The following is a 23,757-nucleotide window of genomic DNA, read 5'->3' as shown; positions in this document are numbered from 1 at the left end:
GGACAACACCGGCTCGTTGGACGCGCTAAGGTGGTCCCGGAGTCCGCCATGCGAACCATCCTCTGCCTCGCCCTCGCCTGCTCGAGCCTGCTGGCCCAGCGCTCCCCGGTGGAGGAAGGCGCCCTGCGCGCCCACCTGGCCTTCCTGGCGGATGATGTGCTGGAGGGCCGCGGCACCGGCCAGCGCGGCGGGGAATTGGCCGTGCGGTATCTGGAAACCCAGCTGCAGGTGATGGGTCTCCAGCCTGCCAATGGCACCAGCTACCGCCAGACCGTACGGCTAGCGGGCGTCCGCCTGGACGCGGCTGCCAGCAGTCTCAGCTTCGAGACGCCGAAGGGTGGCACAGCGGCCGTACTAGGGGCTGATCTCGTGGTGGGCGCGGCCGGGGCCGAGCCCAGCCTCGCTGTGGACGCCTCCCTGGTCTTCGTGGGCCATGGCATCGCCGCCCCCGATGGTCGCCGGGATGACTACAAGGGAACGGATGTGCGCGGCAAGATCCTGGTCATGCTCGTGGGCGACCGCAAGGGGGGCCAGCCCAGGCCCCTCTGCTGCCAGCCCGAGAACTACGAGGGCCGGTGGACCTACAAGTTCGAGGAGGCCCGCCGCCGAGGCGCCGCAGGCGCGCTGCTGGTGCACACGGACGCCTCCGCCGGCTATGGCTGGACCGTGGTCCGGAACGGTTGGGCCGGCGAGCGCTTCCAGCAGCAGGGTTCAGGCCAGTCCGGCGCCCTGCAAGGGTGGATCACCGAAGCCTTCGCCACCCGTCTCTTCGCCGCGGCAGGCCAGGATTTCCGGGCCCTGGCCGCCAGCGCCGATGCCCAGGGCTTCCGTCCCGTGCCGCTGACCCTTCGCGCCGAGGGGACGCTGCGCTCCGTTGTCCGGTCCTTGGACCAGTGGAATGTGGCTGGCCTCCTGCCGGGCACAGACCCCGCCCTCCGCGACGAGTGCGTGATCTACTCGGCCCACTGGGACCACTTCGGCAAGGCGCCGGACGGGGCCATCTACAGCGGCGCCGTGGACAACGCCACGGGCTGCGCCGCAGTGCTGGCCCTGGCGAAGGCACTGGCGACCCAGCCCCTCCCGCGGAGCGTGCTGTTCCTCTTCCCGTGCGGGGAGGAGCAGGGACTGCTGGGCTCCTCGGCTTACGTGGCCTCGCCCCTGCGGCCGCTGGCGAAGACCCGGCTTGTCATCAACCTCGAAAGCCTGAACGTGGTGGGGCCCACCCGCGACATCGGTCTGCTGGGGTCGGATGATCCGGCCACCCGCGCCCTCTGCGCCCGGGCGGCAGCCGCGTCGGGCCTGGTGATCACGCCGCCGAAGGCGGACCCCGCGGGCCTCTGCTTCCGCTCGGACCACTTCCCCTTCATGAAGGCGGGCGTGCCCGCCCTGTCGCCGGGCTTCTCGCTGGACGGCGGCTGGGACTACCTGGGCGATAAGGCCGCGGCCCAGGCGAAGGCCTCGGACTTCCTGAACCACTACCACCGCCCTTCGGACCGCTATGACCCCGCCTGGAACCTGGCGGGCCTGATGCAGCAGGTGCGCTTCGCGCTGGAGCTGGGCCGGCTGGCTGGGACCGAGCGCTGAGGGATCAAACGCGGTGGCCGGGCTCGGCCCGGACATCGCGTGGGGGTCAAAGGGGGGACGCAGAGCGAGCTTCGGCGAGCGGGCGGTCCCCCCTTCATGTCAGAGACCCCGCACCGCCCAGCGGAGCTTGGCGCTGGTGGAGCGGGGATTGGCGCGGCGCTCCTCGGGCGAGGCGCGGATGGGCTCGGGCGCGACCTCCGCGTAGAGGCCTTCCCGGAGCCCCTGCTGGAAGGCCTTCTTCACGCGGCGGTCCTCGCCGGAATGGAAGGTGAGGATGGCCACGCGGCCGGCCGGGCGCAGGGCGCCGGGCAGTTGGGCCAGGAAGCGGTCCAGGGCGCCGAACTCGTCGTTCACGGCGATGCGCAGGGCCTGGAAGGTGCGCTGGAGGACCTTCTTGAGCTCGTCGACCTCCAGGCCGGGCAGGGCCGCACGCACGCGGTCCGCCAGCTCCCGCGTGGTGCGGATCCGCAGGCCCGCGATCGCCGGTGCGAGGACCTCCGCGTGGGGCTCATCGGCGTTCTCCACCAGCAGTTCCGCCAGGGCGGGCGCGTCCAGCGTGGCCAGCAGGTCCGCGGCGGAACGGCCCTTCTGGGGGTTGAGGCGCAGGTCCAGCGGGCCGTCGGCCTTCCAGGTGAAGCCCCGGGCCGGGTTGTCGATCTGCATGGAGGACACGCCCAGGTCGGCCAGCACCAGGTCGAAGGGACCGAGCTCCGCCGCCACCTTGGCGAGGCTGGCGAAGTTGGTGCGGCGCACGATCAGCGCGGCCTCGTCGAAGCCCAGCGCCCGCAGCCGCGCCTCGGTGCGGGGCAGCTCGAGGGGATCCACGTCCAGGCCCACGAGCCGCCCGCCGGGCTGAAGTCGCGTCAGGAGCTCCCGGGCGTGGCCGCCGTAGCCCAGGGTGGCGTCCAGGGCCACGTCACCCGGCTTGGGATCGAGCACCCGGAGGATCTCGTCCACCATGATCGACCGGTGGGTGCCGGCGGGCGTGTGCCCCCGGGCCGCCACCTTGGCCTGCTCTTCGGCGTAGCGCTCCGGCGCCAGCTCCTTGTACTTCTCATCGAAGCGCCGGGGGTGGGTGCCCTTGTAGCGGGGTCGGCGCGGGGGCCGCGGATCCTGATCGTTCATGAAGCCATGGTAGCCGTCAGCTGGCTCTGGCCTCGGTCAGGGCCAGGGCCATGCGGCGGCAGGCCTCGTTCTGCTCATCCAGGTCGTGGGCGGCGAAGCCCAGGCTCAGGTAGGGCACGGGCTGGTGGTGGAGGTCGTACAGGCTCCCCGGGTAGACCACTACGCCGTGGGCGAGGCAGCGCTCGGTCCAGGCCTCGAGGGGCACGCCTTCGGCCACGCGGACCCACAGCGAGAGGCCTTCCCGGGGGTTCTTCACGGAGATGGCCGGATGGAGGTGCAGCAGCAGGCGGTCCACCATGGTCTCCCGCCGCTCGTCCGTGAGCTTCCGCACGCGGCGCAGGTGCCGGACGATCTCGCCGTCGCGCAGGGTCTCCTCGATGGTGGCCTCCTGCACGAGGTTGCCGGGCCAGTCCACCAGCTGGCGCTGTTGGGCCAGCGCTTTGATGAGGCTCGCCTCGCCCGCCAGGAAGCCCACCTGCATGCCCGGCGCGAGGATCTGCTCGAAGCTGCTGAAGTAGAGCACGCGGCCCTTGGGATCTTCGCTGGCGAGGGGGAGGCGCGGGTTGCGCTCCCGGTGGAAGCCCAGGGCCGGGTCGCCTTCCAGGATGCGGAAGCCGTGGGCCTCCGAGAGCTGGAGCAGCCGCTGGCGCCGGGCCGGATCCAGGCTCACCTGGGTAGGCTGCTGGGGCGCCGTGGTGAGGTAGAGGAGGCGGATGGGCTCCCGGCGCAGGAGGTGCTCGAGGGCCTCCACATCCAGGCCGTGGGCGTCCACGGGGACGGCGAAGAGCCGGGCGCCGGCGGCCCGGAAGGCCTCGGCCACGCGGAACTGCCCGGGGTTCTCCACCGCCACCGCGTCCCCGGGCGCGAAGAGCACCCGCGACACCAGGTTGAGGGTGCTCATCAGGCCGCGGGTGAGCAGGAGGTTGCCCGCTTCCACCGAGAGGCCGCGCAGGTCGCGCAGCATCTTGCAGAGCGAGTTCCGCAGGTCCAGCAGGCCCCGGGGATCCCAGCCCGGCTGGAGCAGGCGCTCCGGATGCAGGCGCAGCACCCGGCCGTAGGCGCGGTGGATGGCCTCCGTGGGCGTGAGCCGCAGATCCGTGGTGTCCGGGAGGAGCTGGAAAGACTCGGGCGCGGGCATCCCGGGCTGGAAGAAGGGACCCTCCCGGGGCGTGGTCCGCTTCCAGGAGGCCGAGTCCTGGGCGGCGATGCCCGCGGGGGCGTCGAGGACCACGGGCTGGTTCCGGGCGATGAAGGTGCCGCGATCGGGGGAGGCCTCGATCCAGCCCTCGGCCTCGAGCTCGCGATAGGCGGCCAGGGTGGTGTTGCGGTTCACGCCGAGGAGCTCGGCCATGGCCCGGGTCCCCGGGAGGGCATCCCCGGGCTTGAAGCGCCCGTGGCGGATGCCCTCCTCGATGGCCTTCACCAGCTGGAGGTACAGAGGTTCGGCATTGGATCGGTCCAGCGCGATGGCGAGGTCCCAGCTGCCCATCCGGCTCCCTGTCACGACCAGCATCCGGTTCGGAGTTATCCCCGTCAAGGTCAGTAGCCGTATGGGCCGCCGCCCGTGCCACCGCCCGTTCCGGTGGCGCCGTAGCTGATGGTGGCGAAGAGGCCGTGGGTCTGGCCCTGCGGGCCCGCCGCGAGGTAGAGCTGGGTGGACTTTCCGGCCGAGGCGTCGTTCCCGAAGGCCAGGCCCCAGAGGCCGCTGACGGAGATGGGCGTGCCCGCCGGTCCCATGAGCTGTCCCATCAGGGCCCCGGTGGCGGCGTTGTAGGCGGTGATGCGCCCGTCCCCGAAGTTGCCCACCAGCAGCGCGCCACCGAAGGGGCCGAAGCTCGCGGGCGCCAGGGCCAGGCCCCAGGGCGCGTTGAGCGAGCCGCCCGTGGCGAGGCGCTGGACGAAGGTGCCGTCGAGGTTGAAGACGCTCACGATGCCGAGCCCCGCACCGGTGGTCTCCCGAGGGTTCCCGGCGGTGTACTGGGCGTAGGTCACGTAGAGCTTTCCGGCCAGCACCTGGACGTTGTACGGCGAGTAGCCGGCCGGGAGGGCCGGATCCACGAGGGCGCCCGCCGCCAGGGTCACGGGGGCATAGGCGGCGTCGAAGACGTCGATGGTCCCCCCGGCCAGGTTGGCGGCGTACAGGTAGGTCGCGCTGGCCGAGATGCCCTGGGCCAGCCCGGTGTAGATGGCGCCCGAGGCGGAGTGGTCCACCCGGCGCGTGACCGCGGTGCCCGCGCTCCAGCCGGAGATGCATCCGTCCAGGGAGGCCATGATGAAGATGTCCCCCTGGAAGCCGGTGCTGGCGTTGAACACCATGCCTGTGGGGCCGCCCACGGCGCGGCCCGCCGCGGGAGGATCGGAGACCACGAGGGGGGTCGCCAGCATCTGGCCGAGCCCGTCATACACCGTGGCGGTGGCGGTGCCCTGGTCGGCCACCCAGAACCGCGTGGTGGGGCCGTAAGCCAGCCCCCAGGGGTTCACCAGGTGGGTGTCGGTGGTGGCGCCGGTCGTGGCCTGGTCCGTCACGAGGCTGGTGACCTGGTAGGTGGGCGGAGGTGGGGGCGGGGCGCTGGTGCCGCCGCCGCCTCCTCCGCCGCAGGCCGCCAAGCCAAGCAGGGCCGCGCCGAGGAGGCCGGTCGAGAGGGAACGCAAGGTGGGATTGGCTGGGTGCATGGGCATGGGTGCCTCCCGTTCGCGGGCGGGTCCCTGAGTCGGGGCCCGGGGTCGAATGGGTCCAGCGTGGGGCGGGGGCGGATTCCCTCCAGATCCGGTCTGGAGATGGGAGACCCTCCGGTGCCTCGGGGGCGATCAGGGTGGGCTACCATCGCCAGGACCGCTTCCTTCGGAGGCTGATGAGACCGCTCTGCTGGATCCTCCCCCTGGTGGCCCTGGTCCTCGGGGCCCAGGAGTCCAGTCCCTTCGCTCCGGAGGCTGCCGACCCCTGGGTGCCCGCCTGGGAGCTGACCCTCCGGGGGGACCGGCTCTCGGCTCCGGACTCGCCGGAGGAGGCCTTCAGCCGCGTGGACGCACAGCTGCGCCTCCGCTGGGCCTGGGAGTCCGGCCCGCTGCGCGTCGAGGCCGGCACGCGCTCCGCGGTGGGCTCCGACGGCAACCGCTTCAATGCGGCCCGCTGGGACCAGCAGCCTTCCAACGGGACGCAGATGGACGTGGCGCGGGGGATCGCGTCGTGGGTGTCCGAGCGGGCCTTCGGTTCCCTGAGCCTGGGGCTCCAGGGCAGCGGCCTCCTGGCTCCCCAGGCCCTGTGGGATCCGGACCTCCGCTTCCTGGGCGCCGGCGGGCGGTTCGGGCTGCGCGGCGCCGGGGGCACGCTCGAGGAGGCGGGCCTCCGCGTGGCGGCGGGCCGGGTCCGCGACCTCCTGGGCGGACGCGTGGACCTCGCCGCCGGACAGCTGGTCCTCCGGGTCGACACCGGGCCCTGGTCCTGGACGGCCCATGCCGGGCGCTGGGACCTGGCCTGGGATCCCGGCGACGAGCGGCTCCGCCGGTTGCCGGGCCATGATCCCGCGGCCCGCCAGCGCCTGGTGGTGGACGCGGCCGGGGCCTCGGGCACCTGGCACGCGATCCTGCCCCTGGAAGCCGGGTGGTCCGGGGCCCGGAACCGCGAGACCGGCGAGACGTCGGAGGAGGCCCAGGTCGCCCTGGGCAGCCGCGAGCGGGTCTACTGGCCCCAGCTCACCCTCACCTGGCAGCGGCTGTCCTCCACGGGCACCCTCTATCCCGTGAACGGCGACGAGTGGTGGTACTACCGCCGGGTGCGCGGGCCCCGGGCCGACCTGTCCCTGCCGCTGCCCCACCGCTGGATCGCCTCGCTCGTGGTCCTCCGGCAGCGGACGGACGGCACGGATGAGTCCGTCACCCGGACGATGCTGGTGGTGCAGAAGCGGTTCTGATCAGTAGGCCCGGTCGTCCGCCAGGGGCGGGTAGTCCTGCCCGAACTTGTTCTTGTGGGGCTCCAGGGCGGGCAGGGACAGGTCCAGGTCCCAGCTGCCATGGGCCACCTCGGCGCCGATCCGCACGGTCCAGGCCTTCTCGCCGGATTCGGGATGCCAGAGGCGCAGCCGGTAGGTCCCCGGCGGGACCCGGTCGAAGGCCACCCCGGCACGGCCGTCCAGCACCTGGGCGTAGGGCGTCGTCACCACCCAGAGGAAGGCGTTCATCTGGTGGTGGACATTGCAGTAGAGCTTCACCAGGCCCGGCCGGGCCACCGTCACCTTCGGCGCGTCCCCGGGCCGGTACTGGCCCGTGTCGAAGCGGTTGCCCTGGGTGACGCTGAACACGTTGTGGAGGATGTGATCGAGGTTGGGGAAGGCCACCTCGGTTCCGGGCGTGGCCAGGGAGACCCGCGGGTGGAACTGCTTGCCCAGGGTGCGGATGGTCACGGGCCGCGAGGGCCCGGGCGGCGGCACCGGCGCGTCGATGGGCTCCAGGATGGCCACGCAGTCCTTCAGGGAGGCGCGGATCCGGCCGTCCTTCTCGTGCAGCCGCACGGGGCCCTCCAGTCCGCCCGCCGGCAGGGGGACGGCCAGGGCCAAGGCCAAGGCCAAGGTCGGCAGGCCGTTCACGGGGACTCGAATCATGCTGGGCATCCGGGGTAGATTCGAGCCAGTATAGCCACCGACCGAGGAAGGCCGATGCCGCAGCCCATGAGCTGGTACCGAACGCTGGCGTGGACCTTCTTCCTCCGGCAGGCGGCGGCCATCGCCGCCCTCATCGCGCTCATCCTCTGGGTGGCCTACAGTGAGGCGGAGCGCGGGGCGCGGGCCACGGCGGCCGCGAGCCTCTCCGCCGGGCGGTACGTCGTGGAGCGCGCCTTCGAACAGCAGGGGCGGTCGCTGGACGCGGGCCTGGAGGTCTTCACCGAGTACTCGGGCAACGTCGCCCTGGTGGAGCAGGCGCTGGAATCGGGCGCCTCCGCGAGCCTGGCGGATACGCTGGCGGACAACCTGCCGCGCCTCGGGGCCGACCTCGCCCTGGTGGTGAAGCCCGACGGCACCCTGCTGGCCACCACCGGCCCCGGCGGGCGCACGGACTTCCCGGAGGCGGGGATCCTGCAGATGGCCCTGGCCCCCGAGGAGGCCGAGGCGGCCGGTCATCCCGGACCCTCCTACCGGGGCTTCCTGCGCGTGGACTGGGGGAACCGCCCCGGGGTCTACCACGCGGTGGCGCGGCCGCTGCGGTCCCCCGGGGGCCGCGCGCTCGGGGCCATGCTGGTGGGCGTGCGGGTGGATGACCGGATCGCCCTGGACCTGCGCCGCATGGCCGTGGCCGGGCCGCAGCGGGGCGACCCCGCGCCCCACCTGGTCCTGCTCAGCCGCTTCCAGACCCTGGGCGCGACCCTCCCGGGCTCCGGCGAGCTCGACCGTCTCCTCGCCCGGGAGCCGTCCCTCCTGGCGGTGCGGGGCCGGGTCCTCGATGGCCAGGGCTCCGGCGTGCTGCGCTTCCGGGTGGGCGGGCTGAGCTACCTGGGGCTGGTCTCCCCCATCCGGGGCGTGAACGCCCTCGACCTGGAGATGGCCGATGTCCTGCTGATGCCCGTGGATCCCCTGCTGGCGCCGTTCCGCAACCTCCAGCGGGCCATCCTCGCCGCCGGGGCCGCGGGGCTTCTCGTGACGCTGGGCCTCAGCCTGCGCTCGGCCCGGAAGGTGACGGCCCCGCTGAAGGAACTCGCCACGGCCACGGAGGCCCTGGCGGCCGGGGAGCATCCCGGGCCCCTGGCCCTGACGCCCAGCCAGGACGAGGTGGGCGTGCTGACCCGGACCTTCAAGTCGATGGTGGCGGAGCTGAAGGCCAAGGATGAACTCCTGGCCTTGCTGGCCGCGACCCGGCGGCCTTCCGCGTCTTCTCCTCCGGTCCGCGACGATGAGGCCACCCTGCGCCTGGCGCCGCCCGCGGCCATGCCGGCGGACGAGCCGCTGCCCGGCCCGCTCCGGATCGGGGCGACCTTCGCCGGCCGCTACCGGGTGGAACGGCTGCTGGGCCGGGGCGGGATGGGCGTGGTCCTCCAGGTGCGCGACCTGCAGCTCGACGAGGAGGTGGCCCTGAAGGTGGTCCGGCCCGCCCTGGCCTCGGTCCCGGCCTTCCTCGACCGGCTCAAGCAGGAGATCCGGCTGGCCCGGCGGATCACCCACCGCTACGTGCTCCGCATCCATGACTTCGGCGAGAGCGATGGCATCCCCTTCGTGACGATGGAATACCTGCGTGGCACCACCCTCCGGGAGCTGCTGGAAGGGCGGGGGCGCCTCCCGCTGCCGCTCGTGTTGCGCATCGCCCGCCAGGTCTCGGAGGGCCTGGAGGCGGCCCACCTCGTGGGCGTGGTCCACCGGGACATCAAGCCGGCGAACGTGCTGTTCGACACCCGGGGCGACGCCAAGATCATGGATTTCGGCCTCGCCGCGCCGGCCGCCGGCGCCACGCCGGGAGACGCCGAGAACCTCATCGGCTCGCCGCGGTACATGTCCCCCGAACAGATCCGCGGCGAACGGGTGGATGCCCGGGCCGATCTCTACGCGCTGGGGATCATGCTCTTCGAGCTGTGTTCGGGAAGCCCGCCCTTCGAGAGCCCCCGCATCGAAGATCTGCTGGCCCTGCACCTGGACGCGGCGCCGCCGGCCCTGGCCGAGGCCGTGCCGGACCTTCCTCCGGACCTGGGCCTCCTGGTGGCCCGGCTCATGGCCAAGCGCCCGGAGGACCGGCCCCAGTCGGCCGCCGAGGTGGTGGAGATCCTGAAGGCGCTGGCCGCCAGCGGCGGCGCCACGTCCCGGCTGTGAGCCGCCCTCAGCGCCGGGGCAGCTGGCCGACGAAGTCCGCCAGCGCCGCGAGCACCTGGGCTTCCTGGTCCTGGTGGGGGGCATGCCCGCACCGGGGCAGCTTGAGCAGCCGCGTCCCCTTCACCTGCTCGGCGATGACGTCGATCTGCCGCAGGGTGGCGTACTCGTCGTCCTCGCCCTGGATGGCCAGGACCGGGCAGCGGATGTCGCGCAGGCAGGCCTCGATGCTCCAGTCGCGGAAGGCCGGCGACAGCCAGGTGTCGTTCCACTCGCGGAAGACCCGGGGCGCGTCGGCATGGTAGTGGGTCAGCCTCCGGGGCCAGTGCGTGGTGGCCCAGGCCTTCCGGGCCGCCCGCAGGCCCGCCAGGGTCTCCTCCTCGACGAATTCGTGGGGGGCCAGGACGGCCACACCCAGAGGCGCGTCCGGAAAGGCGCTGGCGAAGATCAGGGCGATGCTGCCGCCGTCGCTGTGGCCGATGAGCACCGGGTGTTCGATGTCCAGGGCCGCGAGGAAGGCGGGCAGGGCCTCCTCCGCCTCGCGGTGCAGGTACCGGGGCGTGCGCGGCTCCGGGTAGGGGTCGGAGCTGCCGTAGCCCGCGCGGGATCCCGCCACCACCCGGCATCCCGTGGCCTCCGCCAGCTTCCGCGGGAAGTCCCGCCACAGGGCCGCGCAGCCGAGGCCTTCGTGCAGCAGCAGGAGGGTGGGCCGCCCTTCGGCGGCGGCGGGGAAGTCGCGGATTTCGAGGCGCAGGCCGGCGACCGTGAGGTGCGTCAGGGCCCCCGTCATGGGCTCAGGTCGGCGCACGATGGGCTCAGGTCGGCGCGCGGAGTTCAGGGCGTCCATGGCCCCAGGATAGCCGCCGGGACGCTACCCTTCGGGCATGGCATCCTTCACCTTCCATCCCATCGGAATCCTGCGCTCGCCCTACATGACGCGCATCGACGCACCCCACCAGCCCACGGTGGTCGAGGGCACGGAGACGGGCGCGCCCGCCGAGGCCACGCTGGAGCTGGATCCCTCGCTGCCGGAAACGGTATTGCGCGACCTGGAGGGCTTCGAGCGCGTGTGGATCCTCTTCGCCTTCCACCTGAGCGAAGGCTGGGCACCGCTGGTGCAGCCGCCTCGGGGACCCCGGGCCAAGCGCGGCGTGCTGGCCACGCGCTCGCCCCACCGGCCCAACCCCATCGGCCTGTCCTGCGTGGAGCTGGTGGCCGTGGAGGGCCGCACCCTGCGCCTGCGGGGCGTGGACCTGCTGGACGGCACGCCGGTGCTGGACCTGAAGCCCTACGTGCCCTATGCCGACGCCTTTCCGAAAGCCCGCGCCGGGTGGATCGACGCCGTGGACGCGGATTCGGGGCACCGCTCCGCGCCGGGGCCCCGGAAGCCGCGACGGCCGAAGGCTTGACGCGCCCGGGCGCGCAGGGCCACCCTACGGGCACCCCAACCTCTCACAGGAGCCCACCCCATGGTCCCGCTCTCCCATCTCTGGCTGCCCATCGTGCTGTCCGCGGTCGTCGTCTTCGTGGCCAGCAGCCTCATCCACATGGTCCTCAAGTGGCACAACTCGGACTACCGCGCCCTGCCCAACGAGGATGAGGTCCGCGCCGCCATCCGCAAGGACTCGCCCACCCCCGGCCAGTACGTGATCCCGCGCTGCGGAGACATGAAGGACATGGGCAAGCCCGAGGTCCAGCAGAAATACAAGGAAGGCCCCGTGGGCTTCCTGGTGCTGGTTCCCAACGGCGTGCCCAGGATGGGCAAAGCCATGATCCAGTGGTTCCTCTTCGCCGCGGCCGTGGCCTTCATGGCGGCCTACGTGGCGGGCCACACCCTGGGCGCCGGCACCCACTACCTCCAGGTGTTCCGCGTCGTGGGCACGGTGTCCTTCCTCACCTATGCGGGCGGCAGCGTCCAGGCGGGGATCTGGATGGGCAAGCCCTGCGGCAGCGTGCTCAAGGACCTGCTCGACGGCCTCATCTACGGCCTGCTGAGCGCCGGCGTCTTCGGATGGCTCTGGCCGAGGATCTGACGCCGTGGAGCCCAAGCCCGACCGCTACGGCCGCATCGACTACCGGAGCCTCATCGACTGGCCCCAGCGCCTGAAGCGCGAGGCGCCCCTCCTCCAGCGCGTGCTGGCCGGGGCGCCCTCGCAACGGGTGCTGGACCTGGGCTGCGGCACGGGCGAGCACGCCCGTCTGCTGGCCTCGCTGGGCTTCGAGCCCACGGGCGTGGACGCCTCGCCCGCCCAGCTCGCGGCGGCCCGCGAGGCCGATCCGGCCGGCCGCTACGTGCAGGGCAGCCTGACGGATCTGGCGGGCCTGGTGGATCCGGGCCAGGGCGGGGCCCTCTGCGTGGGCAACACGCTGCCCCACCTCACGGAGGACACGGACCTGCGCCGCTGCTTCGAGGGGCTGGCGTCGCGGCTCCTGCCGGGCGGGCTCTTCCTGCTCCAGACCTTGAACTACGATCGGATCCTGGACCGCGGCGAGCGCGCCCTGCCCGCGGTGGTCCTGCCCGGGGAGGACGGCGCGGAGACGGTCTTCCTGCGCCTGATGACCGCCCGGCCCGGCGGCCGCCTGACCTTCACGCCCGTGCGCCTGCGCTGGTGCCCGGGCGCCGAGCCGCCCGTGGAGGTGGTGTCCGCCGAGGAGGTCCAGCTGCGCGCCTGGCGGCGCGCCGAGGTGGAGGCCCTGCTCGCTGCCGCGGGCTTCGAGGTGCGCGAGGCCCTCGGCACCATGACCGGCGAGGCCTGGAGCCCCACGTCGGCGGACCTGGTGGTGGTGGCGCGCCGGTCCTAGCCCGGGATCACGTGGAAGAGCACGGCGAAGACGTGGCAGGCGCTCCCCGCCACCACGAACAGATGCCAGAGCGCGTGGTGGTAGGGCAGCTTCTTCAGGCTGTAGATGGCCGCGCCCACGCTGTAGAAGACACCGCCGCCGAAGAGCCAGTAGAGGCCGTGGGCGGAGAGCGAGCGGCCCAGGGGCGCCGCGGCGATGAGGATGATCCAGCCCATGAGCAGGTAGATGCCCGTGGAGATCCAGCCCATGCGTTTCACGAAGGCGGGATCCACGGGCGTGACCAGCGGGGTGTGCAGGTGGTCCACCGGCGGTGGACGTAGGGCGGCCTTGGCGATGCGGCCGTAGAAGATGCCCTTGAAGGTGATGCCCGCCACGGCGAGGCCCCACACCAGGCCGAAGACGGTCCAGCCCCAGCCCGGGCTGACGCGGCCCAGGGCCGACAGGCAGAAGGGCGTGTAGGTGCCGGCGATGAGCACGAAAATGGCCGAGTGGTCGAAGACCTTGAAGACCAGCTTCACCCGGGGGCCGCGGAAGGCGTGGTAGAGGGTGGACATGACGTAGAGCAGGATGAGGGCCGAGCCGAAGATGGCCGCGCCCACCACGTCCCGGGCCGTGCCGTGGAGGGCCGCCTCCACCACCATGAGCACGAGGCCTGCGATGGCGAGGGCCGCGCCCAGCCCGTGAGTGAGGCTGTTGGCCAGTTCCTCGTGGGGAGTCTGCGGCGTCGAGCCGGGAATGACGGCGCTTTGGGACATGCCCCAAGGATGACAGACTCGAGGCATCCCCCGCCCGGAGCTCCCGTGTCCTTCCGCCCTTTTCTCGCCCTCGTCCTCGCCCTGACCCTCGCGCTGACATTGGGCGCCCAGCCTCCCCGCGGCATGGTGGTGAGCCAGGAGCGCCTGGCCTCCGAGGCCGGCGCCGAGGTGCTGCGCGAGGGCGGCAGCGCCGTGGATGCCGCCGTGGCCACGGCCTTCGCCCTGGCGGTCGTCCATCCCGCCGCCGGCAACCTGGGCGGGGGCGGCTTCCTGCTGTCACGGCCTACCCGGGGTCAGGCCTCGTTCATCGACTTCCGCGAGGTCGCGCCGGCCTCCGCCCACCCCCGCATGTGGCTCAAGGCGGATGGCACCTACGACGAGGCGAAGCATCACGACAGCCTGGCCAGCGTGGGCGTGCCGGGCACCGTCGCAGGATTGCGCGAGGCCTGGAGGCGCGAAGGGCGCCTGCCCTGGGCCCGTCTGGTGGAGCCCGCCATCCGGCTCGCGCGCGAGGGCTTCGTGCTCTCGGAGAACCAGGCCGCGAGCCTCGCGGAACAGCTGCCCGCCTTCGCCCGCCACGCGCCGACCCTGGCCCAGTTCAGCCGGAAGGGCTCGCCCCTCCGCGCCGGGGACCGCCTGGTGCAGCGGGACCTGGCCCGCACCCTGCGGCGGCTGGCGAAGGACTGGACCGACTTCTACCGCGGCCGGACCGCGGCCCTGATTGCCCGAGACATGGCGGCGAACGGCGGCCCGATCACGGCGGCAGACCTGCGCGGCTATCGGCCCGTGCGGCGGGAACCCCTGGGCGGGACCTACCGCGGCTTCGAGCTGCTGGCCGCGCCGCCCCCCAGCTCCGGTGGCCAGGTGCTGATCGAGTCCCTGAACCTCCTTGAAGGTTTCGATTTGAAGGCGGCGGGGCCCGGTTCGCCCGCGGCGGTCCACCTGGCGGCGGAAGCCCTGCGCCGCGCCTTCGCGGACCGGGCGCAGTTCCTGGGCGATCCCGCCTTCAACCCCGGCATCCCCCTCGACCGCCTGCTGTCCAAGGCCCATGCCGCCGAGCTGCGCGCCACCATCCAGCCCGACCGGGCCTCGGTCTCGGATCCGGCCCGGTTCTCCTGGGAGCTGGATCGCCCGCACACCACCCACCTGTCCGTCCTCGACCGTGAGGGCAGCGCCGTGAGCCTCACCTACACGCTGGAGGAGAGCTACGGCCTCAAGCGCATCGTCCCCGGCGCGGGCTTCCTGCTGAACAACGAGCTCGGCGACTTCAACGCCGTGCCCGGCCTCACAGACGCCACGGGCCGCATCGGCACGCCGCCAAACCTGGCCCGGCCCGGCCAGCGGCCACTCTCCAGCATGTGCCCCGTGATCCTCGTGAAGGACGGTTCCGTGCTCATGGTGAGCGGCAGCCCCGGCGGCCGCACCATCCCCGCCACCGTCCTGGCCACCGTGCTCAACGTGGTGGACTTCGGCATGGATGCCCGAGCCGCCGTGGACGCCCCGCGCATCCACCACCAGTGGTTGCCGGACCGCATCCAGGTCGAGGCCACCCTCCCCGCAGCCACCCAGGAGGCCCTGAAGAAGATGGGCCATGCCCTCAAGGACGTCCCGAAGCAGGGCTGCGCCCAGGTGATCCTGGTGCGCCACGGCCAGGCCGAAGGCGCCGCCGACACCCTGCGCTGGTCCGATAGCGGCGCGGTGGGGGAATAGGTCATTCCGAGGTGAATCAACCGATGGGATTCCCGGGCCCTACTTCAGGTGTTTGTCGAACCAGTGGAGCATCTCCCAGAGGGTGTGCTCGACGGACTCGCGGGCGATGTAGCCGTGGCTCTCCAGGGGCAGGGTGACGTAGCGGGCGGTCTGGCCGTTGCCCTTGAGGGCGGCGTAGAGGCGCTCGCTCTGGATGGGGAAGGTGCCCTGGTTGTTGTCCGCCTCGCCGTGGATGAGCAGGATCGGCGCGTTGAACTTATTGGCGGACATGAAGGGCGACACCTTCAGGTACATGTCCGGCGCCTCCCACAGCGTGCGCCGCTCGCTCTGGAAGCCGAAGGGCGTCAGCGTTCGGTTGTAGGCGCCGCTGCGGGCGATGCCGGCCTTGAAGAGGTCGGAGTGGGCCAGCAGGTTGGCGGTCATGAAGGCGCCGTAGCTGTGGCCGCCCACGCCCACGCGTTTCGGATCGATGACGCCCAGCTCGTCGGCCTTGTCGATGGCGGCCTTGGCGCTGGCCACGACCTGCTCCAGGTAGGTGTCGTTCACGGTCTTGGGATCGCCCACCACGGGCATGGTGGCGTTGTCCAGCACCACGTAGCCCGACAGCAGGAAGAACAGGTGGGACATGCCGTTGATGGTGGTGAAGCGGTTCGTGGAGCCGCTCACCTGGCCGGCGGTGCCGGCATCGGTGAACTCCAGCGGGTAGGCCCACACCACGGCGGGGCGCCGCTCGCCGGGCTGGTAGTCCGGCGGCAGGTAGAGGGTGAAGCTGAGGGCCACGCCGTCGGGCCGCGTGTAGGTTACGAGCTTCTTCTGGATCTTCCGCAGCTCGGGCAGGGGGTCGGTGAACGCGGTGAGAGCTTTTGGGGCCGAGGCATGCAGGATGTAGTTGGGCGCCTCGGTGGGGCTCTCGCGCCGCGTGATGAAGGTGCCGTCCCGCAGCAGCGCCACGGGAGCCTCGTAGACGCCCTCGCCGCAGCGGAAGAGGCGCACGGTCTCGAGGGTGGCGGGATCGAAGCGGGCCAGGAAGGGGCGGTCGCCGGCGGGCGTGGCGCCGGACCCGGTGAGGAAGAGCCTCCCGTCCTCCTCGCGCAGAGCCGTGTGGCCGTTGGGCAGCAGGCCGGTCAGGAAGGTGCCCGGGGCTTTGTAGCGGTCGTTGGCGCTGAGGTCGAAGGCCATGCGGGCGTCCGCGGGCTTCGCGGGGTCCACCAGCCAGGTGCGGGTCCAGCGGCGGTCGCGCTCGTACTCGCGCACCACGGCCAGGTCGCCGCGCTCGCCCCACTCCAGGCCCATGAGGCGGGCCCTGAGGCGGATCAGCTCAACAGGCGCGGCCTTGAAGGGTGCGGCCTGGGTCAGCACACGGTCGCGGAAATCGGCCTTCTGCCTGGGGTCGCCGCCGTCCAGGGCCTCGGCCCAGGCCAGGGTCGCCGGCTCCGTGGGCCGCCAGTGCAGGCGGCGCGGGCCCGTGCGCACGCCCTCGATGGGGATGCCTTCGGCCAGGGGCAGGTCCGCCGCCGTGTGGACGAGCTTGCCGGCGCGATCCCAGACCTCCTCGCGGACGGGGAACTGGAAGGCCGGCACCAGGTAGGAGAAGGGGCGCTGGAGGCGGGCCACCAGGAGCAGCTTCCCGTCGGGCGAGGGCTGGAGGTCGGCGTAGAGGCCGGGCCTGCCGATGGGCCTCAATGCCCCAGCGGCGAGGTCCACGCGCACCACCTGGGCCTGGCCCAGGAACTCGAACAGGCGCTCGTCGAAGGCGTCCTTGAGCAGGTCCTGGTAGGTGGGTGCGGGGGCGGCCTTGCCTTCGGTCTCCTGGATGCGGGGGCCGATGGGCACCTCCGGTGCTTTGGGTTCCGGCCCCTGGTTCGCGGTCACGGCCTTGGCGATCAGGCTGCCGTCCGGCAGCCAGTCGAAGGGATCCCCCAGCACGGCGTTGAGCTTCAGGCCCGGCACGCGGCGGAGCTTCCCGGTGGCGGCCTCCCCGATCCACAGCTCCGTGGCCCCGGCGGTGGTTCCCGTCAGCGCGAACCGCGCGCCGTCCGGGGACCAGCGGGGCTGGCCCAGGGCTGCGTCCGCCGGCAACGCGAGGGGCCGGGCGGGGCCGCCCTTCACGTCCTGGAGGGCCAGGGCCTTCAGCCGTGGCGGGTTGTGGGGGCCGCGGGTGCGGGGATTCAGCCGCAGGCCCGCCAGCCGCGCCATGGGCTGGGCCAGGGCCTTGATTGGCGGGTGGCGCTCGAACTCCGCCAGCAGGAAGCGGTCGCCCGTGGGGCTGGCCAGCAGGGAGGGCGTGCCCGGCGCATCCAGCACCCGCTCGATGGCCTTGGGCGCCTTCTGGTAGGACGTGGGCTGGGCGGCGAGCGCCAGGCACAGGAAGGGAGCGAAGGCGCGCCGCATGGGAACTCCGGGAGGATGTCCAGGAGCATACCACTTCTTGCGAGGTAAACCCTCAATCGACCCGGAACCGGGCGTGGCTGCCGCCGGGCCCGGGCGTCACCTCCAGGCGGGCCGGGATGCGGGCCTTCACGTCGTCCAGGTGGCTGATGAGGCCCACGAGGCGGCCGCCCTGGTTCAGCTCCTCCAGGGTGCGGAGGGCCAGGTCCAGGGCCTCGGAGTCGAGGCTGCCGAAGCCTTCGTCGATGAAAACGGTGTCCAGGCGGATTCCGCCGGCATGGCGCTGCACCACGTCCGAGAGGCCCAGGGCCAGGGCCAGGCTGGCCTGGAACCCCTCGCCGCCCGAGAGCGAGCTCACGGCCCGGGCGCGGCCCGTGTGCGCGTCCGTGATCTCCAGCTCCAGACCGCCGGCCCGGCGCAGATCGCCGCCGGTGGTGGCCCGCCGCAGGGCGTAGCGCTGCTTGCTCATGCGGCGCAGGCGCTCCGAGGCGGAGACCAGCACCTCGTCCAGGAGGGCGCCCTGCACATAGCGCTCGAAGGAGATCCGGGCGCCGTCCTCGCCCCGGGCCACGCGGGCCAGGCTGGACGCGGCGCGGTGGCGGCGCTCCTCCGCGCCCTGCCGGGCCTCCAGCTCCGCCAGGGACGCCTCCAGGCGCTGGAGGGCGGCCTGTTCGGATCGGGCGCGGCCCAGGGCCTCGCCGGCCTGGGAGAACCGGGTCTGGGCGCTGTCCCGGGAGCTTTGCAGGGCAGGCAGATCCGGGAGGGGCGTGTCTTCGGGCGGAGGCTCGCCACCGGCCGCCGCCAGGGCCGCCGCGAACTCGGCTCCGGTTTTCTGAACCTCCATTTGGGCGGCCTCCAGGCGGTTTCCGTGTGATTGGAGGGCAGCCTCCGCCTCGATGGCTGCCGTCTGAGCCGTGCCCCGGGTTGCGCGGGCCGCCTTCAGCCCGGCTTCAGATCGGGCCAGCTCCTCCTCTGCCTTCCGCCGCTGGGCCGTGAGTGCCCCGGGAACCCGCAGGTCCTCCGCCAGGGCCTCCTCGTGGATCTTCACCCCCGCCTGGGCGCCGGCCTCCAGGAGCGCCACCTCCGATTGGCGCTGGGCGGTGGCGGCGAGCTGGGCCTCCGCCTGCCGCTGGGCCTCTTCCGCCTCGGCCAGGATCCGCTCGGCCCGGGTCAGGCTGCCCTCGGCCTGGCGGCTGCGTTCCAGGGCCTCCAGGTGCCGCGTCTCCTCGGCTGCCAGGGTGGCGGGATCTGCGTGCGCGTCCTCGCCCAGGTGGTGGGCGAGATCCTCGCGGCGGGCCCGGGCCGTCTCCAGATCCGAGAAGCGCGCGGCGGCGGTCTTCTGGGCCTGGCCCAGGGCCGCCTCGGCCTCGTCCTGCTGGGCCTGGGCCCGCTGGAGGGCCTGCTCATCCGGATGGTCCGCAGAAGGCGCCGCCAGCCGGGGATGGGCCTCGCTGCCGCAGACGGGACACGGCTCGCCGGGGTTCAGGTTCTGGGCCAGATGGGCCGCCTGGGCGGCGAGGAGCCGTCCTTGGAGGTTCCGGAGATGGCCGCGGGCCGCCTGGACCGATTGTTCGGCGGCCTTCAACCGGGCCTGGGCAGAGTCATGGTCGGCCGAAGCGTGCTCGACCAGCTGCTCCGCCTGGTCGAACTGCTCGCGCTGGGTCCGCTTCTGGCGGGCCAGGCGGAGCAGGCCCTCACGGCCTTTCAACTGGGAGGCTTCGGTCCGCAGCTCCTGCAGGAGGGCTTTCTGGCGCGTGGCCTCCAGGCCGGCGGCATTGTGGCGCTGGGACTGCTCCTCGGCCAGTTTCTTGAGGTGCTTCCCCTGCTGGGCGGCCTCCGCAGCTTCCTTCCTGGCCTGCTCGAGGGCTGCCAGCTTGGGTTCAAGGTCCTTCAGCCGGTCGATGGCGCGGCGCAGCTCCTCGCGGCGGGGCTCCTCGCGTTCCGCCTCGGCCAGGGCACCTTCGGCCTTGGTGAGGGCCAGGGCCCGCGATTCAGTGGCCTCCGCCAGCCGGATGGCCTCCTGTTTCAGCGTGTGGATCCGGGCGAGGGCCTCATCCAGATGTTTCCCCTCGCGAAGGACCGTCTCCGCCTGATCGAAGGCGACCCGGGCTTCCGTCTGCTCGCGGCTTTTTTCCCTCACGCGCAGGGCCGTGGCCTCCAGGAGGTTGGGCAGCTCCTGGGCGGTGGCCACGCCGGCCTGGGCGAGGAGCTGGCGTTCCTCGGCCTGGGCCGAGAGCAGAGCCTCCCGCAGGGCCTTCTCGCGCTCCGCCAGGGCCTCGGCGAGGGCGGCGTAGCGGGTGGTCTGGAAGAGGGTCTGGAGGATGGCCTGGCGCTCGGCGGAGCCCGCCAGCATGAACTCCTGGAATCGGCCCTGGGGCAGCAGGACCACCTGCCGGAACTGGCTGGCCCTGAAGCCCAGCAGGTCCGCCACTGCCGCATCCACCACCGTGGGCTTCTCCGTGGCCAGGGGCACTTCGGCGCCGTCCACCAGCTCCCACAGGTGCGCCGCGTAGAGCTGCTTCTTGGTGCCGCCGCCGCGCTGCTTCGGCACCTGCTGCTCCGGCGTGCGCTCCACCCGGTAGGCCTTCCCGCTCAGGGCGAAGTCGAAGGTCACGCGGGTGGGGGTGTCCGCGGCGGCGAAGTGGCTGCGCAGGTCGCGGGTCTCCCGCTGGCCGCCGCTGGTCTGGCCGTAGAGGGCGTAGCTGATGCCGTCCAGGATGCTGGTCTTGCCGGCGCCCGTGGGGCCGTGGATGAGGAAGAAGGACTGGTCCCCCAGGTCCGCGAAGTCGAGCTCCTGCCGTCCGGCGTAGGGGCCGAAGGCTTCCAGGGTGAGGCGCAGGGGCTTCATTCGGCCTCCCCGGCGAGCAGCCTTCCGGCCACGTCCTGGAAGAGGGCCCGTTCCTCGTCATCCATCCCGCGGCCGGTGGTGTCCTGGAAGAAGGCCTCGAAGAGGAGGGCGGGATCCAGGTCGCGGTCCGCAGCGCGCACGGCCTCCCGGGGGGCTGCCGCCGGCGGAGCGGGCTGGATGCCGAGGATGTTCGGATAGACCTGGCGCAGGCGGGCCATGGCGTCCAGCACCGGACCCTCGTCCAGCAGGTCCAGGAACAGGTAGTCGTCGGGATTCCCCTGGGGGCCGCGCATCAAGTCGTCGAAGTGCCCGCGCAGGCGCCGCAGGTCGCGGCGGGGCGTGAGGGGCAGGGACTCCGTGTGGGCGGGGCCGCGCTCCGGCAGCTCCACCAGGGTCACGGCCTTGGTGTGGGTGGCCTCGGAGGCGCTGTATTTGAGCAGGCTGCCGGCGTAGCGCACGTGGGGGAAGCCGGCCACCTGGGGGCGGTGGAGGTGCCCCAGGGCCGCGTAATCGCAATCCCCGAAGAGCGCCGCGTCCACCTCGCCGGTGCCGCCCACGGCCAGGCCCAGCTCCGAGTCCGAGCCTTCACCCCCGGCCACGAAGGCATGGGCCACGGCGACGAAGCGGCGGCCCGCCGGGTGGGCGGCGCGGGCCCGGGCCAGCTGGGCCGCCAGGGCGTCCTGGTGGGTGCGGATGCCCTCGTCCTGGAAGGCATGGCGGGCCATGACGGGGTCCGTGTAGGGCAGGAGGTGGAAGGCGGCGTGGCCGATGAGGACAGGCTGCGCCGCCCCCAGGGGCCCGGCCATGTGGAGGCCCTGGGCCCCCAGGAAGCCGGAGGCGAAGCCCAGGCGCTCCGGGCTGTCGTGGTTCCCCGCGATGATGAGCACGGGCACGCCCAGGCCCCGCACGAGGCGGTCGAGGGCGTCGTCCAGCAGGGCCACAGCCTCCTTGGGGGGCACCGCGCGGTCGTAGAGGTCCCCGGCCACCACCAGGGCCTCGGCGCGGGTCTCCTTCGCCATGGCCGCCACCTGGTCCAGGGCGTGGGCCTGGTCCTCCAGGAGGTTCGCGTTGCAGAGGGTCTTGCCGAGGTGCCAGTCGGAGGTGTGGAGGAAGCGCATGGGGGTCCGGAGGAAGGCGTGGCTCCGAGTATCGCATCCCATCACGACGAAGCCCCCTTGCGGGGGCCTCGTCGTGGTGAGTCGAAGGAACGCTACTCGCGCTCGGCCTTGTTGAAGGCGTCGGCCAGCGTCGCCTTTTTGAATTCGGGCTGGCGGGCCTTGGCGGCTTCCATGTCACCGCGCTCCTGATCCTGCTCCAGCTGCTTGACGGAGAGGCCGATGCGGCGCTCGGTGGGATCGAGCTTCACGATCTTCATGGTGAGATCCTGGCCGGCGGCGAACTCCTTCTGGATGTCCTCCACCCGCTTGCGGGAGAGCTCGGAGACGTGGACCAGGCCCTCGATGCCGTCGCCGAGGTCGACGAAGGCGCCGAAGTCGGTCAGGCGGGCGATCTTGCCGGTGAGGACGTCACCCACGTGGTGGCCTTCGAAGAAGATCTCCCAGACGTTGGGCTCCATCTGCTTCACGCCGAGGCTCATGCGCTGGGCCAGGGGGTCCAGGTTGAGGACCTTGGCGGTGACGCTGTCGCCCTTCTTCACGATCTCGCCGGGGTGCTTGATCTTCTTGGTCCAGCTGAAGTCGGAGACGTGGATGAGGCCGTCGATGCCCTCTTCCAGCTCCACGAAGGCGCCGAACTCCGTGATGTTGCGCACGGTGCCCGTGACGATCATGCCGGGCTGGTACTTCTCGGCGATGGCCATCCAGGGGTTCGGGGTGATCTGCTTCATGCCGAGGCTGATGCGGCGGTTCTCGCTGTCCACCTGCAGGATCAGGGCTTCGACCTGGTCGCCCAGGTTGACCATGCCCTTGGCGGACTTGACCTTCTTGGTCCAGCTCATCTCGGAGACATGGACCAGGCCCTCGATGCCGGGCTCCAGCTCCACGAATGCGCCGTAGTCGGTGATGGAGACGACCTTGCCCTTGACGGTGGCCTGGATGGGATAGCGCTCCTCGACGGAGAGCCAGGGATCCGGGAACTTCTGCTTGTAGCCGAGGCTGACGCGCTCGGTGTCCTTGTCGTACTTGAGCACGGCCACTTCGACCTTGTCGCCCACCTGGAACATCTCGCTGGGGTGGTTGAGCCGGCCCCAGGACATGTCGGTGATGTGCAGCAGGCCGTCCACGCCGCCGAGGTCGACGAAGGCGCCGTACTCGGTGATGTTCTTGATGGTGCCCTCGACCAGCTTGCCTTCCTCGAGGCCCGCCAGGGTCTCTTCCTTCAGGCTCGCGTTGATGGTCTCGAGGAACAGCTTGCGGGACAGGACGATGTTGCCCCGGCGGCGGTTGACCTTGATGACCTTCATGTCGAAGGACTTGCCGAGGTAGGGGTCCAGGTTGCGGACGGGCTTCATGTCCACCTGGCTGCCGGGCAGGAAGGCGCGGATGCCGATGTCCACGGCCAGGCCGCCCTTGACCTTCTCGAGCACGGTGCCGTGCACGGTCATGTTGGAACGGAAGGCCTTCTCGACCTCGTCCCAGATCTTCATCTTCTCGGCGCGCTCGCGGCTGAGGCGCACGTTGCCGTGGGCGTCCTCGAGCATCTCGAGCAGCACTTCGACCACGTCGCCCACCTGGACGCCCTGGGTGCCGTCGGGGTTGTTGAACTCGTCGAGATTGACGGTGCCCGACCCCTTGTAGCCGATGTCGACGATGACGTCCTTGCCGCGGATCTCCACGACGACGCCACGGACGACCTCCTCCTCGCGGAGGCCCCGGGTCTCACCCTGCAGCGCGGCCAGGAACTCCTGGTTCTCAGGGCTGTCCTCTTCGAACGCCGCGTCGAGCACGCTGATGCGGCCCACCTGCTTGCGGGCCTGGCCCTTGATGATTGCTTCTAGCTTGGACATGAAGTCCACCTCGTTTGGTTGCGCCCGCTCTCTGGCGGTGCGCTGGAATCCCGGCACACGAAGTCCGGCAGAACGCCCAGGTTACCGGGGAATGCCTTGACGGGCCAGGAAAAAGGGCTGGGCAGCCCTCAGACGCTGATGACCACGATCTCCGGATCCACTTCCTTCTGGAGCATGCCCTCGATGGCCACCAGGGTGCCCGTGAGGCTGGCGGGGCAGGAGCCGCAGGCGCCCATGTACCGGATCATCACCTGCTTTTCATGCCGGCCGATGAGCTCCAGGCCGCCGCCGTCCGCCGCCAGGGCGGGCAGGATGGCGCTCTCCAGCACCAGGCGGATGTCCTTCAGCATGGGGTCGTTCTCGTCATCCACCTTGCTGAAGACCCTGGGGCCTCCCGGAGGCGGAGCCTGGCCGCCGCCCGCACTGGCCGCCGCCCGGATGGGCGCGGCCAGCAGGGGCAACATCTCGGGCCAGCCCTTGTCGTCGGTCTTGGTGACGGTGAGGAACTTGTCCTGCATGAACACCGAGGTGACGTTCCCCACGGCGAAGAGGTTCTTGGCCAGCTCGTCCTGCTCGGCCGTCTCCGCGTTGGGGAAGGACTTGGGGAAGCCCAGGGCCACGGGCTCCTTCAGCACGAACTTCACGGCATTGGGGTTGGGGGTGTATTCGATTTCGGCGATTTTTGGCATCAGAGACTCTCACCACGAAGACAGGAAGACCACGAAGAAATACCCGAGTCAAAAGGGGATGCGCTGAAGCTCCCCTTCGTGGTCTTGGTGGTCTTCGTGGTTAATT

18 protein-coding genes are annotated in these 23,757 nt (G+C 71.8%); 7 read left to right on the top strand and 11 right to left on the bottom strand.

Annotated elements, in window-relative coordinates; translation table 11 throughout:
* Positions 1-48: 48 nt before the first annotated feature.
* The gene (locus MLE42_RS10155) at positions 49-1,584 is read left to right on the top strand and encodes a M28 family peptidase (protein ID WP_243287766.1); all 1,536 of its coding nucleotides are present in this window, start codon (positions 49-51) and stop codon (positions 1,582-1,584) included.
* A gap of 99 nt (positions 1,585-1,683) precedes the next feature.
* Here MLE42_RS10155 and rsmH read toward each other — a convergent pair whose 3' ends face one another.
* From rsmH to MLE42_RS10135, 3 genes are read right to left on the bottom strand one after another with little or no spacing between them, the layout of a single operon-like run.
* On the bottom strand, positions 1,684-2,709 hold the full coding sequence (gene rsmH, locus MLE42_RS10150; protein ID WP_243287765.1) for a 16S rRNA (cytosine(1402)-N(4))-methyltransferase RsmH: 1,026 nt from the start codon (positions 2,707-2,709) through the stop codon (positions 1,684-1,686).
* A 16-nt stretch (positions 2,710-2,725) separates the two neighbouring features.
* Positions 2,726-4,198 carry an aminotransferase-like domain-containing protein gene (locus tag MLE42_RS16160; RefSeq protein ID WP_275975839.1) on the bottom strand — a complete coding sequence of 491 codons (1,473 nt, stop codon included), beginning with the start codon at positions 4,196-4,198 and terminating at the stop codon, positions 2,726-2,728.
* A gap of 50 nt (positions 4,199-4,248) precedes the next feature.
* The gene (locus tag MLE42_RS10135; RefSeq protein WP_243287764.1) at positions 4,249-5,388 is read right to left on the bottom strand and encodes a TIGR03118 family protein; all 1,140 of its coding nucleotides are present in this window, start codon (positions 5,386-5,388) and stop codon (positions 4,249-4,251) included.
* Positions 5,389-5,561: 173 nt separating this feature from the next.
* On the opposite strand from MLE42_RS10135, the gene MLE42_RS10130 reads away from it, so the two are divergent.
* Positions 5,562-6,620 carry a hypothetical protein gene (locus tag MLE42_RS10130; RefSeq protein WP_243287763.1) on the top strand — a complete coding sequence of 353 codons (1,059 nt, stop codon included), beginning with the start codon at positions 5,562-5,564 and terminating at the stop codon, positions 6,618-6,620.
* Here MLE42_RS10130 and MLE42_RS10125 read toward each other — a convergent pair whose 3' ends face one another.
* Positions 6,621-7,307 (bottom strand): cupredoxin domain-containing protein, encoded by a 687-nt coding sequence (locus MLE42_RS10125; RefSeq protein WP_243287762.1) that lies wholly within the window; start codon positions 7,305-7,307, stop codon positions 6,621-6,623. It abuts the gene before it with no gap.
* A gap of 54 nt (positions 7,308-7,361) precedes the next feature.
* Here MLE42_RS10125 and MLE42_RS10120 point away from each other — a divergent pair, with 54 nt between their 5' ends.
* Complete coding sequence (locus MLE42_RS10120) at positions 7,362-9,497, top strand: serine/threonine-protein kinase (protein ID WP_243287761.1); 2,136 nt, start codon at positions 7,362-7,364, stop codon at positions 9,495-9,497.
* 7 nt (positions 9,498-9,504) lie between these two features.
* Here MLE42_RS10120 and MLE42_RS10115 read toward each other — a convergent pair whose 3' ends face one another.
* Positions 9,505-10,302 carry an alpha/beta fold hydrolase gene (locus MLE42_RS10115; RefSeq protein ID WP_243287760.1) on the bottom strand — a complete coding sequence of 266 codons (798 nt, stop codon included), beginning with the start codon at positions 10,300-10,302 and terminating at the stop codon, positions 9,505-9,507.
* Positions 10,303-10,378: 76 nt separating this feature from the next.
* Between MLE42_RS10115 and tsaA the strand changes: the two genes are divergently transcribed.
* From tsaA to MLE42_RS10100, 3 genes are read left to right on the top strand one after another with little or no spacing between them, the layout of a single operon-like run.
* Positions 10,379-10,903 carry a tRNA (N6-threonylcarbamoyladenosine(37)-N6)-methyltransferase TrmO gene (gene tsaA / locus MLE42_RS10110; protein ID WP_243287759.1) on the top strand — a complete coding sequence of 175 codons (525 nt, stop codon included), beginning with the start codon at positions 10,379-10,381 and terminating at the stop codon, positions 10,901-10,903.
* Positions 10,904-10,963: 60 nt separating this feature from the next.
* On the top strand, positions 10,964-11,527 hold the full coding sequence (locus MLE42_RS10105) for a hypothetical protein (RefSeq protein ID WP_243287758.1): 564 nt from the start codon (positions 10,964-10,966) through the stop codon (positions 11,525-11,527).
* A 4-nt stretch (positions 11,528-11,531) separates the two neighbouring features.
* On the top strand, positions 11,532-12,296 hold the full coding sequence (locus tag MLE42_RS10100) for a class I SAM-dependent methyltransferase (RefSeq protein ID WP_243287757.1): 765 nt from the start codon (positions 11,532-11,534) through the stop codon (positions 12,294-12,296).
* Here the strand turns inward: MLE42_RS10100 and trhA are convergent.
* Positions 12,293-13,051, bottom strand: coding sequence for a PAQR family membrane homeostasis protein TrhA (trhA, locus tag MLE42_RS10095; protein ID WP_243287756.1), 759 nt, complete (start codon positions 13,049-13,051; stop codon positions 12,293-12,295). The genes MLE42_RS10100 and trhA overlap by 4 nt on opposite strands.
* 45 nt (positions 13,052-13,096) lie before the next feature.
* On the opposite strand from trhA, the gene ggt reads away from it, so the two are divergent.
* The gene (gene ggt / locus MLE42_RS10090) at positions 13,097-14,761 is read left to right on the top strand and encodes a gamma-glutamyltransferase (RefSeq protein WP_243287755.1); all 1,665 of its coding nucleotides are present in this window, start codon (positions 13,097-13,099) and stop codon (positions 14,759-14,761) included.
* A gap of 39 nt (positions 14,762-14,800) precedes the next feature.
* Here the strand turns inward: ggt and MLE42_RS10085 are convergent, their stop codons facing one another.
* The 5 genes from MLE42_RS10085 to MLE42_RS10060 all read right to left on the bottom strand — a co-directional run bounded on the left by MLE42_RS10085 (position 14,801) and on the right by MLE42_RS10060 (position 23,651).
* Positions 14,801-17,152, bottom strand: a complete 2,352-nt coding sequence (locus tag MLE42_RS10085) for a prolyl oligopeptidase family serine peptidase (RefSeq protein ID WP_243287754.1) — start codon at positions 17,150-17,152, stop codon at positions 14,801-14,803.
* A gap of 52 nt (positions 17,153-17,204) precedes the next feature.
* Positions 17,205-19,997, bottom strand: a complete 2,793-nt coding sequence (locus MLE42_RS16155) for an AAA family ATPase (RefSeq protein WP_275975838.1) — start codon at positions 19,995-19,997, stop codon at positions 17,205-17,207.
* Entirely contained in the window at positions 19,994-21,115 is a 1,122-nt protein-coding gene (locus MLE42_RS10070) for an exonuclease SbcCD subunit D (RefSeq protein ID WP_243287753.1), read from the bottom strand. Before MLE42_RS10070 ends, MLE42_RS16155 begins: the two co-directional genes overlap by 4 nt.
* A 92-nt stretch (positions 21,116-21,207) precedes the next feature.
* Entirely contained in the window at positions 21,208-22,962 is a 1,755-nt protein-coding gene (locus MLE42_RS10065) for a 30S ribosomal protein S1 (protein WP_243287752.1), read from the bottom strand.
* A gap of 128 nt (positions 22,963-23,090) precedes the next feature.
* Positions 23,091-23,651, bottom strand: a complete 561-nt coding sequence (locus MLE42_RS10060; protein WP_243287751.1) for a NifU family protein — start codon at positions 23,649-23,651, stop codon at positions 23,091-23,093.
* Positions 23,652-23,757: the final 106 nt, after the last annotated feature.

This window comes from Geothrix terrae (assembly GCF_022808775.1).
GTDB classification, from domain to species: Bacteria; Acidobacteriota; Holophagae; order Holophagales; family Holophagaceae; genus Geothrix; species Geothrix terrae.
Note: the sequence above shows the minus strand (reverse complement) of the source record. Positions and strands in the feature narration are given on the sequence as shown.